We start from the raw sequence: 13,382 nt of genomic DNA on the forward strand, positions 1-13,382 counted from the left end.
AGGATCTGCCAGCTGAAAGTCTCCTAGAAAATAGGCGATTGTCGGAGGACAGCTGTCCACTATTTTCATATATATAGGAGAAAGGCATCCTGTGTATATGGAGGAATCGACTTATGCTCAGCAACTCATTAGATACACGGACGGCCATCTTTCTAGCAGCTATGTGCAGCCAAAGTTATATCCAATTTGAAAATGGTCCCGAAAGCGTTATTATGCCACACAATTACCGGTTGGTTTCTTCCTTCAAGGCCACCTCCATCCTGAGTGAAAAAGAATTGTTCGGCTTTATTGCCGAATCCGATAGACAAATTGTCATCGTTTTTCGAGGCACGCATACGACATCCGATTGGATCTCCGATGCCATTGCCAGGCAAATCCAGTTTCCTTACACCAAAGAGCAGTGCTTCGTACACGAAGGGTTTCTCGACATCTACCGTTCAGCCCGCAAATCGATTGTAACAGCGCTAAACAAACTTTCCACTGAGAAAACGCTGTACATTACAGGGCATAGTCTTGGTGGAGCTCTCACTGCGTTATGCGCCACCGATATTTCCACAAACACGAAATTTAATAATCCATCCGTGTATACTTATGCTTCACCGCGTGTTGGAAATCAGGCATTCGCTAGTCTTTTCAACCATAGGACTGGGCCTCATTATCGGATTTATAATACCAACGACTTCGTTCCTTTGCTTCCGCCCTTCATCTATACATCTCCTCGAACAGAAAAGATTTACCACTATATTCATGTGAAAAAGGGGGTTGAATTAACTTTTCAAGGGGGCTCCGTCTCCGCTAACCACTCGATTAGCAACTATTTCACTGAACTTGCCAAGCTGGATCCCCGCTTCACGCAGCAGTTATACGCACAGACTCCGGGATTTTGTCCGAACTGAAAAAGATTGCCAATCACCAGACCAGAAAGGCCGGGTAGGAGGCAATCTTTATTTTGTTTACTTAGATCAGCTGTCCCCTCCTAAGAGGAAGGTTTAAACATCTCAATAAAGGTAAAAATAGGAGACGATACTTATTTGCATCTTTTTACGCTATTCGATTATTTTGTCGCAAAGGAGCCCTGCCTTGATTCTAGTCATTTGTCTGCTTTTTGTTTGGTTTAGTATCCTTATATTTGCCGTCCTGCCCAATAAGTTGTCTGTCATTACGAACGTGCTGCTTTACATGCTCTTAGCTATTGTGGACATTAACAAACTAACGATTTTAAGTGACACTTTAGGACTTTTCCAACTTAGTAAAAAGGTTCCTGAATTCCTTTCGGTTATTTTACATAGGGACTTCACCTTCTCAATAACACTTCTCACTTTTGCCAATGTCTATTTGACCACATTGAAACGCAGTATAAAAATAGGCATTTCTCTCTATACATTCACTTTTCTCTTGTGCACAGGCCAATTCCTAAGCTTGAATGGTGCTATAACCTATGTGAAGTGGAACATCTTCTACGAGTGCCTTTTAATCGTTTCACTCATGATTTTCACTTATTGGGCTGGCCGCTTATTCATTCATCTAAAGCAAAAGGAGAGGTCTCTATGAATGACATAACCATTTACGATAATGGATTTAACGGAAACGAATGGTTCGTCATTGCGATGATTGTCGTGGGGACCCTTGCGATTTGGATATTACCAAAAAAATTCACCTTAACACAGAGCTTGTTTAATTTATTGATAGGGGTTGTTTTTGGTCTCATGTTTGATCATACGATTGCCGTCCCACCCTTTGATTTCTACGATGTTGGTGACGAATCCCATTATCAGCTGTTTGATATTTTCTCCTATACGATGTATGCTCCATTTGGTTATATATTTGTTTATTTCTACAAAAAATGGGATGTGCGTGGTTTTTACACGTTACCCTATATCTTACTCTGGACGTCAATGGGCATTGGTATCGAGTGGCTAAGCGAGCTCGTTGGTATATTTCATTACAAACATGGGTATAAGCTCGTTTATTCGATACCGATTTATTTATTTTTGCAAGCTATTCATTTATTACTTTACCGAACGTTCTTTCCGGAGCGTAAGACGATTTAATAGACTACTTCTAGAGCAAATTCTTTTCCTCACGAGGTTTCAACCCTGACAGACTCTTGTCAGGGTTGTTTGTTTATAATCGATTTATACAAATCAATGAATGAAGAAGGGAAATGATTATATGACGAAATCAACGAACCAAACCGGCATTGTTTTAGCTGGATTACTGCTAGCCATTCTAATGTCTTCGATGGACAATACCATCGTTGCGACCGCTATGGGCTCCATTATCGCAGACCTCGGAGGACTCGATAAATTCGTTTGGGTAACCTCGGCTTACATGGTCGCTGAAATGGCAGGGATGCCGATTTTCGGTAAATTATCGGATATGTATGGGCGTAAACGTTTTTTCATCTTTGGTATCTTGGTGTTTATGCTTGGATCCGCTCTTTGTGGAACAGCCACCTCGATCGTACAGTTAAGCTTGTACCGGGCCATACAAGGCATTGGCGGAGGTGCTTTGGTACCCATTGCCTTCACAATCATGTTCGATGCGGTTAAACCAGAAAGCAGAGGCAAGCTAATGGGTTTGTTTGGAGCAGTGTTCGGTATGTCCAGCATCTTCGGGCCGCTCCTTGGCGCTTATATGACCGACTATATTAAATGGGAATGGATTTTTTATATTAATTTACCACTTGGTCTGATTGCCTTCCTAATGGTTGCCATCTTCTATAAGGAATCCCGTCAGCATGCTAAACAGCGTATCGACTGGGCCGGCGCTTTCTCGCTTGTAGGTGCCATCGTCTGCCTAATGTTCGCCATGGAGCTTGGCGGTAAGCAATTTGCGTGGAACTCCGCTCCGATTATTGGCTTATTTACTGGATTTGCTCTTCTCACGGTTAGTTTCCTCTATGTGGAGACGCGGGCAGAGGAACCTATTATCTCCTTCCGGATGTTTCGGGATCGCCTCTATTCGGCAAGCAATGCGATCGCGATGTTAAGCGGAGCAGCCTTCATTACGGCATCTGTCTATATTCCGATCTTCATTCAAGGTGTTCTCGGAGGAAGTGCGACGAACTCAGGCCTCGTACTTCTGCCTATGATGCTCGGCACTGTCGTTACAGCTACCGCTGGCGGCTTCCTCATTAGTAAATTTTCATATCGAGCCATCCTGATCTCCACCCTCATTCTGCTTGTGGCAGGTATGGCACTGCTGATTACTTTGACACCAGATTCATCGCGTTTGCTTATCACTATATATATGATATTAGTTGGCTTAGGAATCGGCGCTTCATTCTCTGTGCTCAGTAACGCTGCCATTCATTCCGTACCTGCCAGTCAACGAGGGGCAGCGAGCTCTACGCTGAATTTCCTTCGCTCACTCGGCATGACGATCGGAATCACTATCTTCGGTATTATTCAAAGCCATTCGTTAACCCGGCATTTATCGGATGCCTTTACGGGGAGCGGACAATCCGCGATGCCGCAGGGTCTAGACTTTAAAGACCCGCATGCTCTGCTTGACCCGGCGACTCGCACCCAAATTCCGGAGCAAGTGCTTGGTAAAATATCTGAAGGACTTTCCTCCTCCATCGTGGCCACATTTGCGTGGGGACTTATCCCTGCAGTACTCGCATTAGCTGCCGCTTTTGCCATGAGCAAAGAGAAACTCGTGATAGAAACAGATAAAGAAACGTTCGCGGCCGCATCGCATTAAGGCAAGTTCCGTATAAACCGCGCAACACAGAAAGACCAGAGATCCGCCGCGGATTCCTGGTCTTTTTTGCGTTTTAACTTATCACTCATCAAATAGATTCGTAGACAAATACCGCTCACCGGTATCTGGCAGGATAACAACAATGGTCTTCCCTTTATTCTCCGGTCGTTTCGCAATTTCTCTTGCTGCGTAAGCTGCCGCGCCGGATGAGATGCCGACCAGCAGACCTTCCGTTTTGGCCAGTTCACGGGCCGTCGTTATGGCATCCTCATTGGTCACTGTTAATATTTCATCTACAACTGAACTTTTAAAATTATCTGGAACAAACCCAGCACCGATGCCCTGAATATGATGCACACCACGACTGCCACCTGACAAGACGGGTGAATCGGATGGCTCGACGGCTATCACTTGGACGGATGGATTTCTCTGTTTCAGTATCTCACCCACACCAGTGATCGTCCCTCCCGTACCAACTCCTGCGATGAAAATATCCACTTTACCGTCTGTATCTTTCCATATTTCTTCGGCAGTGGTATTTCTGTGAATCTCCGGATTAGCTGGATTGCTAAATTGCTGCGGTATAAATGAGTTTGACATCTTTGCAGCTAATTCCTCTGCTTTTTTAATTGCGCCTAACATGCCTTCACAGGCTGGCGTGAGAACGAGTTCTGCACCCAGAGCCTTTAATAATTTCCTGCGTTCTATACTAAAAGAATCAGGCAAAATAATGATTAACCGATACCCTAGTGCAGCGGCAGCAAAAGCAAGAGCGATTCCTGTATTTCCGCTGGTAGGCTCGATAATGACAGTTTCTTTATTGATCTTTCCTGATTTTTCAGCTTCTTTAATCATCGCGAAACCAATACGATCTTTTACACTGCCAGCCGGGTTAAAATACTCCAGCTTCGCGACGACTTTGGCATCAAGTCCATGCCGATTATTATAATTCCAGAGCTCGAGCAGCGGCGTATTACCGATTAACTCTGTCAAATTGCTATAAATTTTTGTCATAAGAAAACCTCGCCTTCCTATCTATTATTAAACCCATGAACTTAATCGGATAAATACAGTATATCACGCATTCGAGTGAAAAAATAAATCAATAATGCTGATAGATCGGTATGCTATTTTCTTATATTATCCTTATTTGGTATAATCACCGATGAATTGAAATAGTAAGAGTGAGTGGGGTTGGGTTGGGGTTGGGGTAGTAAAGCTTCCCAGATCTTCATACATCGCCGACGAGGACGAACTTATGGTACACTGAACTATATATGACTGTAAGCAGCAAGGGGAAAAGGTGAAGATGAAACTAGTATCTTGGAACGTTAATGGGTTAAGAGCAAGTGTCAATAAGGGGTTTATGGATTATTTCGGGCAAACGGAAGCAGATATTTTTTGTCTTCAAGAGACGAAGCTGCAGCAAGGACAAATTAACCTTGTACTGGGCGAAGCCTATACACAATATTGGAATTATGCTGTTAAAAAAGGGTATTCCGGCACTGCCGTTTTTACAAGAATTCAACCGATTTCGGTGAGATATGGTATGGAGGAGAACGAAGAGCCGGAGGGTCGGATACTCACATTGGAGTTCGACAATTTCTACCTCGTGACCGTCTATACACCCAATGCGAAGCGTGATCTCTCTAGGCTGGATTACCGTGTGGAGTGGGAAGATCGCTTTCGCAGCCACCTCTTGCAATTGGACGCCAAAAAGCCAGTTATCGTTTGCGGCGATTTGAATGTTGCCCACCATGAAATTGACATCAAGAATGCGAAAGGGAATCTCAATAATTCGGGCTTTACCCCTCAGGAACGCGGCAAAATGACGGAGTTGTTGGATGCAGGATTTATTGATACGTTCCGACATCTCTACCCTGATCGGACAGATGTCTACTCGTGGTGGTCTAATATGCCAGGCGTAAGAGCACGGAATGTGGGATGGAGAATCGACTATTTCCTTGCTTCTACGAGACTAGGTCCTAAAATTATTGATGCACAAATTGACTGCGAAATATTGGGCAGCGATCATTGTCCTGTCGTTTTGGAGCTTGATTTGACCTGATAAAAGTAAATTCAAACGTTGAAAACGAGATTGGAGCGATTATTATACTAACCTCTTCCTTAGGGCGTTTGCGTCTAACAAGCTATATTGAAGGTATCTCCTATCTTTTCCTACTGTTTATAGCCATGCCGTTTAAATACTTCTTGGACCAGCCTCAACTCGTTTCTGTCGGCGGTATGTTTCACGGTGTGATGTTCGTGCTTTACATCTTAACGGCGGTACACGCTTTTGTGAATAGACGTTGGAACTTGAAACGAGCACTCCTAATTATTGGCTGTATTTTCATCCCGTTCCTCTTCATCAAGCAAGATCGTATGATCCAGAACGAGGAGTTGGAGCTAAAAAAGGGGCATCCAATTGACCCGAAAAAGAGAGCTTAGACGATGTTCAAGCCGCTTATTTCATTCCAAAGCACTTCTTTGAACCCCTTCTATGGGGTTCTTTTGCTATTCAGCAAGTCTTGAAATTCAAGACTTTTATAAAACAAAAAAAGCCGCAGCAGCCTGCCACAAAGGCAAACTGGCACAGCCATAAGATTAGCCTATTAAGTGAATCGCAGCTCACTCACCCAACGCACAATCACTTATGCCGGATTAGAAGGCGTTGGAACGGCAGGCTCTCCATCCCGCCCAAGCCTTCTGCTTGCCGTTTCTCGTTTTCCGACAGCGGGGACGTGACTTCCAGCCTTTGCAAGACCGAAGACAGGCATGTTGTTATAGACACACTCGTAATTTCCTTCAGGAATCAAATAGGTTTCATGGTAAATCCCGACAACGCCGTCTGTTCCAACCTTTTTATTAAAATTACGCCACGCTTCTAAATGGGTTGCCCCATGTCTAGCATAGTGTTCTAATTGCTCAAACGATTTCCAATACTGGATAATGGTCACGCCTCGCCAAGAGAGATGAAAACTGGCCTCTACAAAACCTAATTCAGGGTTGCGATACAATTCTTGAAGCATCGGATTCATTGCCTTGGCCACAGGCAGCCACTTATGCAGAGCCCATAATTTATTCACTCTCATCCCAATGATAAAGACAACGAAAGAACCATCCATCTGCGCCGTAAATCTGCCCGGAATTACTTTACTCATAAATTCATCGCTCCTTTTACCTATGTTCAAGCAATTGTAGATGGGTGTTATAAAAGCCCTTAATATCCTTGGAACTATATAGTTGAGCGGTCAAAAACGCTCCGTAAAACACCGTAAATAAAACCTTTACCGCTGTTTCTACCGTAAATTCTTTTCTTAGCTTTCCATCCGTATCAGCCTCGGTCATGCAACGATGAAACAGTTTATACATGTCAGGTGTCTGCGCGCCAACTTCTTCATGACCAGGGAACAGCAAATGAACCTCCGCTTCACTCAATTCCGGCATGCAAGGATGCATGTTCATTTCTGCCAGAAAAGAAATCAAACTTGGCATCAATCCTGCTCTTTCCTCAGCCTCTTCCGCCACTTTATTCAGCACATGCTGGATAACTGAGAATCCACGTGTACCCTCCGCTTCGATCTCAATGATACGTTCCGTTAACCAAACACGCATAAAATAAACGAGCAAATCTTCCTTTTTTTGAAAAAACTTAAAGAACGTAACCCGGGATATTTCCGCCTTCCGGCAAATATCATCGAGCATCATGTCTCGAAACATCTTGTCTCCTATCAGTGACAAACTGGCTTCATACAATGCCACTTTGGTTCTAGCCTTTTTTAATTCCCTTAAAGAAATAGCTGACCGATCCATGAGTTATCTCCTATGACTATAATTAACTTTAGTAAATAAGTTAACATGTGTTAAGTTATTTTGTCAAGATAAAGTAATTTATAAAATGCCCTCTTAGAAGGGCATTCTGGCAGCTCCATCCCCGACTTTGGTTGGGGTCATCACTCCGTCTGAAGTCGCTTTTGAAGGTGGATCCTTTGATGATAGAATCAACTCAATGATAAAAAAGACCGAATGCGAGGGATGAATAATGGGAGTACGACGAAGTACGATTCGCGCTTGGGCATTTGGACTATTGGCTTTTTTGGCTTTAGCAATTGGAGCTTATGCTTTGGTCATGTACGGAACGCCTGACCACCTCCATAGGCAGACGTTCGTAACGGGAAAAGGCAGTCTGCCCGATTTGTGGTACAACATCCTCTGGGCCCATGCCATCTCGGCTGGAGTAGCACTTGCTATAGGCTGGCTTCAGTTTATCAAGAAGCTTCGCCATCATGCACCGAACATTCATCGTTTGATTGGCTATTTGTACTCCACAATGATTACAATCGCGGGCCTAACCGGCTTGTACTTAGCTTTCTATGCGAGTGGCGGTTGGTTCGCGCAACTTGGCTTCGGGTCGCTGTCAGTCCTATGGCTTTATACACTCTTCCGCAGTCTAAAGAGCATCATCGTCGATCGCGATAAAGCTGATCATGGCCGCTGGATGGTACGAAATTACGCGCTTAGCTGCGCGGCAATCACACTCCGGATATATACCCCGCTGGCTGCGGTATTTCTAGGATTGACCGATACGAATGATACTTTCTTCGTCATCGCTTGGATTGCTTGGATACCCAATTTGTTGCTAGCAGAGCTTATCATTGGTGAAAAGAAGCGTACGAACAGCAGGACGTTTGTACGGTAGTTATGAGCGGACATTAAAAAGAGCCAACCCATTAGATTTGTTTACAAAGAAACCAAAAAGGGCCGTAGCAGGCTACTCATCGTAACCTGCTACAACCCTTAAACCTGCGTCCGACGCAGTCTTTCTTCTCTTACTTCTCATCACGACCCAGCTCCAATTGAGAAGCCTCTTTCCTATATATTCTGCTCGCTTATTCCCAATGCCGGGTCGAAGGTCAGCATTTTCGTCCCGATTTTATCAATAAAGAACCGATCATGGCTTACCGTAATGACGGCGCCGGGAAAATGGATCAACGCCTGCTCCATAACCTGAATGCTCGTTAAATCCAGATGGTTGGTTGGCTCATCCAATATGATGACTGCGGCACCGGATAGAAGGCATTTCGCAAGCGCGACCCGAGCCTTCTGTCCGCCGGATAGGTTACCGATGAACTTGCTTAGGTCCATCTCCGAAAATTGCAGCATGGATAGAAATTTGTTCACCTTTTTCCGTGGAGCGTCCAGTCCCAATCCGTACGTATTCACCGCGTGGCTAACGGTATCCTTAGGATTAAGCTCCTCCCACATCCGGTTGAAGTAGGCGTAGCTGACGCCCTTCTCCCAGATCACCTCGCCGGATTCGGGCTTCTCCTGACCCGTAAGCACCTTAATGAGCGTGGACTTCCCGCTTCCGTTTGGACCAACGATGACTAAGCGGTCTTCCTTCTGAATGTCGAAGCTGACGTTCTGAAAGATCGGCCGATCATCATAGGTCTGCCCGATTTTCTTAACTTCGCATAGCTTGTCAGGGAAGCGCAGTTTCTCATAAATATCAGTGATTAGAACATTTACGGGGTGCGGCTCAATCCGCTTTTTGTTATCCGCCAGTTGGCGGGAGAGACGATCCTTTGAAGATTTCTTGCTTGCACGGCTGTCGATGGCTTCTGACTCCATGAGAAGAAGCTCTTCCTCCCATTCAAACTGGCGGTCCAACTCCTTCTTGCGCATTTTCTTTTTGCGGATGTAGTCGGTGTAATTCCCTTCGTATTCCTGAAAATGATAATTCTCGATCTCGATCGTTCGCGTGACTACTTTGTCAATAAATTGCCGGTCGTGTGATACCAGAATCATAGCGCCTTTGAACCGATACAACCACTGCTCCAACCACGCTATGCCTTCCATATCCAAGTAATTCGTCGGTTCGTCAAGCAAGACGACATCAGGCAGCTCAATAAGCATCTTGGCGAGCGCAGCACGGTTTCTCCAACCTCCGGATAGTTCATCGATAGGCTGATTCCGCGACCTCTCGTTGAACCCCAGCTTCGTAAGAACTGTGTTAATCTCAACGGATACGTTCCAGCCATCCAAATGCTCCATTTGTTCGAATAGCTCCGCCTGCCTCGTCAACAGCCGATCCATTTCTCCGTCTTCGGTGACCAGACCCAGCTTTTCTCCAACTTCCTGCAGCTCCCGTTCGATAAGAACAACCTGCTCGAAGCACATTTCTAGCTCTTGCTGAACGGACAGGCTTCCTCGCATTTCCGAGAATTGGGAGAAATACCCTACTTTAACCTGCGGATCTATTTCCACTTTCCCGGACGTTGGTTCTTCTTTACCCATAATCAACTTGAAAACCGTCGACTTACCGGCACCGTTCCGCCCGATTAGGCCAATACGCTCTCCTTGGGTCACCCGAAAATAGATATCGCGAAAGAATCAGGGACTCTTCATATTTCTTAGTGACGTTCTCCAAACGAATTACACTCATACTATCACCCTTCTAACTCCATCAGTCTAGCGTGATTATAACACTAGATCGCTGTACTAATCTTCTCACGTTTTGATTTATCGACCGATCCCTCTGCGTGACCAGATCATAACCGGGATCAGTAGCAGAGACAGGAACCCGCCCGCCAGAGAGAGGAAGGCAAAGCTCGAATTGGCGACGACCATGCCCGACAACGCTCCGCCCGATGCCCCTGCCAATGATACTAGGACATCCACAGTTCCTTGTGTCTTGGCGCGCGTGACCGGAGATGTTGCATCGATGATCTGCGCAGTGCCGCTAATTAGTCCGAAGTTCCAACCGAGTCCGAGCAGCGCTAGAGCGACGATGAGCCAGACCATCGAATCGGCCGGCGCCCATGCGGCAAGCAGTCCCGCCAACAGCAGCGTGAACCCAGCTGCGCAGGACATGAACGTACGCCCGACCTTATCTACGAGAACCCCCGTTATCAAGGAAGGCAGAAACATCGCCGCGACATGAATGCCGATCACCATGCCGACCGCGCTCAACCCATGTCCGTGATGCTTCATATGTATCGGTGTCATCGTCATGATGGCGACCATCACGAGCTGCGTTAAGACCATCACGGTTGTCCCGATGATGATTCCCCGGTTACGGACAGCTGGCGCCATGAGATTCGCATTAACCGTCGCTTTGGATGGATTCGCTTCTTGCGCTTCGGCGATGGCTTTAGCAACGAGATAAGGATCTGGACGGAGCAAAGCCCACATCACCAGACCCGCTAGGATAAAAGCGACTGCCGCCAGCATAAACGGACCCGCCAGAGCAGGGGCGCCGACAGATGTCGCGAATCGTCCCATGACCCCCACCAGGTTCGGCCCCGCAACCGCACCAAATGTCGTGAATACCATGGCTAAGCTGATGGCTCTTGCACGCTGCTTAGGCTGAGCTAAGTCGGTTCCCGCATAACGCGCCTGCAAGTTAGTCGACGTGCCGGCGCCATAGATCAGCATTGAAGCGAACAAAAGTGGAAGGTTATCAGCGATGGCTGCGAATACGACGCCGATCGCGCCGATCCCCCCTGCAAGAAAACCCGCGGTTAGGCCTGCCCGTCGGCCCAGGCGTTGAGACAGCCTGCCAACAAGCAGTGACGACGAGGCCGCGCCCAGCGTCAACAGCGCCGAAGGAACCCCTGCTAAGCTATCCGTCCCGAGCATTTCCTGAGCAAGCAGCGCTCCGACCGTGACGCCTGCCGCGAGTCCTGCTCCGCCGAATAGCTGGGCGATGATCACGATCATAAGCGATCTCCGATAGAGCTGCTGCTGTCTCTCAGGAGAATGAAAGTATTCTCTAATCAATTCGCTTCCTTCAGCCATTCATGCTCTCCCCCCTCCAGCTTGTATGCCGTGATTCCCTCCCGCTGCAACTTGGCAACGGCCTGTGTTGAACTGATGCAATAGGGGCCTCTGCAATACACCACAACTTCAACGGGCCTCGGCAGATTTTGAAGATACGGCTCCAACTCTTCCATCGGTATGGAGATGGCCCCCGCGAGATGACCGGCCTCATATTCGTCTCTCGGTCTTACATCGAGTAGGATGATCGCTCCGGCTTCCATTTTCGTCCTTGCTTCCTCCAAAGATAGCGTCCGAATATCCTTGTACTCGTGTAAAAATTCCTGTTTAATCCGAGTGACGTCCGCAAGTTGACTCTCGCCAATGCTCCACAAAGCAAACAAAAACGCGCCAATTGATGGGTCAGCCAGCGAATAGATGACATATGTACCTTTCTTGCTGAACTTCACCAGCCTAGCATCGAGCAAAACCTGCAGATGGCGGGATACGTTAGCCACACTCATCTCCGTGACTTGGGCCAGCTTTTCTACTGACTTAGGCCCCTGAGCAAGCAGGCTCAAGACTTCAAGCCGCTTGTCGCTGGATAGACACTTCCCCACCCGGGCTAACTGCTGAAACAGTTCACTCTTAAATTCTTTTGCAGAAGTGTTAGCAATGGGTACAGATTCCATGATTGTGTATCCTTTCATATTCAATTCATTAATTGAATATTAGAACGCATGTAGACTGTTCGTCAAGAAGTAATATCACAGTCATCTGGCATTGACTCCGATACCGCACATATTTTCAGCCAAAAGAGGGCCGGAACAGCCCACCTCTCGGCAACCTGTCACAGCCCTCAAACCCGCGTACAACGCGGCTTCCAAGTTCTTACTCTTCGCCCTTCGCAATCGGATTATCCTCGTACGAAATCCAATTACTCGAGCTTCGTATTCCTCCACATACCCCTATGTTCAGAGGGTTCCGAAACAAAAATATGGGGTTTCCAATCATCGCGAGGGAATGCATCCGACGATATGCCAGAACCCATATCAAGCGATCTCCCTTGGCTACGCTTGGGAGCAATTAGGGAGCAAGAAGCCCGCGGACGACGCGGCTCGGAACAACGTGCCTATTGAGCCAAGGCAAGCCCAAACAAGTGAATGCCATGAATCCCAATGTACATAACCAACGCCAACAGGAAAAAGCAAACAACTCCTGCACTTAGGTGATAGCCCATGGGTTGTTTGAAGCTTGGTGCCGGTTGTTTGCCAACATGCGTCGGATAAAACTGTTTAGTTCAAACTGCACCTTGATAAAACTGAATATTTATCCAATGATATTTCATAGAGGGATAAATCCCCAACTCACACAGTCTTTGTATCCCTACTACGATCTAAAGGAGTGATGGTGTTTGAATACTAACAAAAACACAAAAGAGCCTGTGAAAGGTCGTTATTCGTAATCAAGTAGACCTCTCATTAGGTAATGGGAGGCAGACAAGAAATGATGTCTTTAAAAAATATGCTACGAGGATTAGAAAATGATTCCCGTGTCAAACAACTGATTCAGTACTGGGATCATGATGCTGAAACTTTGAAGTTTTGGAGGGCAAGCAGCAATTTTATTTACTTGTTTGAAAGAAATGGTGATCGACATTTCCTCAGGTTCATTCATGAAGAAGATAACACAATCGAGAATATTCAAGCTGAGCTTGATTTTATGCTATACCTGATAGCCAAAGACTATCCGACCGTCGATCCCGTTCGTTCCAAGAATGGCAATTGGATCGAAACAATCCGGTATGCCTATATTTCTATTGCGTCCCCTTACCATTTTGTGTCACACTATGGGTATCAAGCAGTAGCCTAGTGGCAAAGAATGCCCCGCTTCCTTTCGAATTGGAAAGGAGTCGG

The 13,382-nt window shown here is 46.3% G+C and carries 13 protein-coding genes and 1 pseudogene; 8 read left to right on the plus strand and 6 right to left on the minus strand.

The features are described 5' to 3' along the window. Positions 1–113 precede the first annotated feature (113 nt). The 4 genes from QFZ81_RS32710 to QFZ81_RS32725 all read left to right on the plus strand — a co-directional run bounded on the left by QFZ81_RS32710 (position 114) and on the right by QFZ81_RS32725 (position 3,708). Positions 114–896, plus strand: a complete 783-nt coding sequence (locus QFZ81_RS32710; RefSeq protein ID WP_307605984.1) for a lipase family protein — start codon at positions 114–116, stop codon at positions 894–896. Positions 897–1,080: 184 nt separating this feature from the next. Further along, complete coding sequence (locus tag QFZ81_RS32715; RefSeq protein WP_307437656.1) at positions 1,081–1,551, plus strand: hypothetical protein; 471 nt, start codon at positions 1,081–1,083, stop codon at positions 1,549–1,551. Continuing rightward, a complete protein-coding gene (locus tag QFZ81_RS32720; protein WP_307437654.1) occupies positions 1,548–2,051 on the plus strand; it encodes a hypothetical protein in 504 nt (167 codons plus the stop codon). Before QFZ81_RS32715 ends, QFZ81_RS32720 begins: the two co-directional genes overlap by 4 nt. 121 nt (positions 2,052–2,172) lie before the next feature. Next, on the plus strand, positions 2,173–3,708 hold the full coding sequence (locus QFZ81_RS32725) for an MDR family MFS transporter (RefSeq protein ID WP_307605986.1): 1,536 nt from the start codon (positions 2,173–2,175) through the stop codon (positions 3,706–3,708). Between the two features lie 81 nt (positions 3,709–3,789). Here the strand turns inward: QFZ81_RS32725 and cysK are convergent, their stop codons facing one another. Next, positions 3,790–4,722: a cysteine synthase A gene (gene cysK / locus QFZ81_RS32730; RefSeq protein WP_307605989.1), complete on the minus strand. Its 933-nt coding sequence runs from the start codon at positions 4,720–4,722 to the stop codon at positions 3,790–3,792. A gap of 295 nt (positions 4,723–5,017) precedes the next feature. On the opposite strand from cysK, the gene QFZ81_RS32735 reads away from it, so the two are divergent. Further along, positions 5,018–5,776 carry an exodeoxyribonuclease III gene (locus tag QFZ81_RS32735; protein ID WP_307605990.1) on the plus strand — a complete coding sequence of 253 codons (759 nt, stop codon included), beginning with the start codon at positions 5,018–5,020 and terminating at the stop codon, positions 5,774–5,776. Positions 5,777–5,844: 68 nt separating this feature from the next. Continuing rightward, on the plus strand, positions 5,845–6,156 hold the full coding sequence (locus tag QFZ81_RS32740; protein ID WP_307605992.1) for a DUF3817 domain-containing protein: 312 nt from the start codon (positions 5,845–5,847) through the stop codon (positions 6,154–6,156). Positions 6,157–6,359: 203 nt separating this feature from the next. On the opposite strand, the gene QFZ81_RS32745 is transcribed toward QFZ81_RS32740, so the two are convergent. Both QFZ81_RS32745 and QFZ81_RS32750 read right to left on the minus strand, forming a co-directional pair. Beyond that, on the minus strand, positions 6,360–6,869 hold the full coding sequence (locus QFZ81_RS32745; protein WP_307605994.1) for a DUF4188 domain-containing protein: 510 nt from the start codon (positions 6,867–6,869) through the stop codon (positions 6,360–6,362). A gap of 16 nt (positions 6,870–6,885) precedes the next feature. After that, complete coding sequence (locus tag QFZ81_RS32750; protein WP_307605996.1) at positions 6,886–7,521, minus strand: TetR/AcrR family transcriptional regulator; 636 nt, start codon at positions 7,519–7,521, stop codon at positions 6,886–6,888. Positions 7,522–7,750: 229 nt separating this feature from the next. On the opposite strand from QFZ81_RS32750, the gene QFZ81_RS32755 reads away from it, so the two are divergent. Further along, the gene (locus tag QFZ81_RS32755; RefSeq protein WP_307605997.1) at positions 7,751–8,407 is read left to right on the plus strand and encodes a DUF2306 domain-containing protein; all 657 of its coding nucleotides are present in this window, start codon (positions 7,751–7,753) and stop codon (positions 8,405–8,407) included. Positions 8,408–8,580: 173 nt separating this feature from the next. Here QFZ81_RS32755 and QFZ81_RS32760 read toward each other — a convergent pair. The 3 genes and pseudogenes from QFZ81_RS32760 to QFZ81_RS32770 all read right to left on the minus strand — a co-directional run bounded on the left by QFZ81_RS32760 (position 8,581) and on the right by QFZ81_RS32770 (position 12,158). Beyond that, positions 8,581–10,153: pseudogene (locus tag QFZ81_RS32760) on the minus strand (ABC-F family ATP-binding cassette domain-containing protein). Between the two features lie 77 nt (positions 10,154–10,230). After that, positions 10,231–11,508, minus strand: coding sequence for an MFS transporter (locus QFZ81_RS32765; RefSeq protein WP_307605998.1), 1,278 nt, complete (start codon positions 11,506–11,508; stop codon positions 10,231–10,233). Continuing rightward, positions 11,487–12,158: an ArsR/SmtB family transcription factor gene (locus QFZ81_RS32770; RefSeq protein WP_307606000.1), complete on the minus strand. Its 672-nt coding sequence runs from the start codon at positions 12,156–12,158 to the stop codon at positions 11,487–11,489. The genes QFZ81_RS32765 and QFZ81_RS32770 overlap by 22 nt, the downstream gene beginning before the upstream one ends. 814 nt (positions 12,159–12,972) lie before the next feature. Between QFZ81_RS32770 and QFZ81_RS32775 the strand changes: the two genes are divergently transcribed. Next, on the plus strand, positions 12,973–13,338 hold the full coding sequence (locus QFZ81_RS32775; RefSeq protein ID WP_307606002.1) for an aminoglycoside phosphotransferase/kinase family protein: 366 nt from the start codon (positions 12,973–12,975) through the stop codon (positions 13,336–13,338). The last annotated feature ends 44 nt before the right edge of the window (positions 13,339–13,382 follow it).

It is taken from the genome of Paenibacillus sp. V4I9, assembly GCF_030817295.1.
Lineage (GTDB): Bacteria > Bacillota > Bacilli > Paenibacillales > NBRC-103111 > Paenibacillus_E.

Bases quoted from the DNA above. Each gene is read 5' to 3' on its own strand.
- QFZ81_RS32710 (WP_307605984.1), top strand. From the start codon at position 114: ATGCTCAGCAACTCATTAGATACACGGACGGCCATCTTTCTAGCAGCT.
- QFZ81_RS32720 (WP_307437654.1), top strand. From the start codon at position 1,548: ATGAATGACATAACCATTTACGATAATGGATTTAACGGAAACGAATGG.
- QFZ81_RS32725 (WP_307605986.1), top strand. From the start codon at position 2,173: ATGACGAAATCAACGAACCAAACCGGCATTGTTTTAGCTGGATTACTG.
- cysK (WP_307605989.1), bottom strand. From the start codon at position 4,722: ATGACAAAAATTTATAGCAATTTGACAGAGTTAATCGGTAATACGCCG.
- QFZ81_RS32735 (WP_307605990.1), top strand. From the start codon at position 5,018: ATGAAACTAGTATCTTGGAACGTTAATGGGTTAAGAGCAAGTGTCAAT.
- QFZ81_RS32745 (WP_307605994.1), bottom strand. From the start codon at position 6,869: ATGAGTAAAGTAATTCCGGGCAGATTTACGGCGCAGATGGATGGTTCT.
- QFZ81_RS32750 (WP_307605996.1), bottom strand. From the start codon at position 7,521: ATGGATCGGTCAGCTATTTCTTTAAGGGAATTAAAAAAGGCTAGAACC.
- QFZ81_RS32755 (WP_307605997.1), top strand. From the start codon at position 7,751: ATGGGAGTACGACGAAGTACGATTCGCGCTTGGGCATTTGGACTATTG.
- QFZ81_RS32765 (WP_307605998.1), bottom strand. From the start codon at position 11,508: ATGGCTGAAGGAAGCGAATTGATTAGAGAATACTTTCATTCTCCTGAG.
- QFZ81_RS32770 (WP_307606000.1), bottom strand. From the start codon at position 12,158: ATGGAATCTGTACCCATTGCTAACACTTCTGCAAAAGAATTTAAGAGT.
- QFZ81_RS32775 (WP_307606002.1), top strand. From the start codon at position 12,973: ATGATGTCTTTAAAAAATATGCTACGAGGATTAGAAAATGATTCCCGT.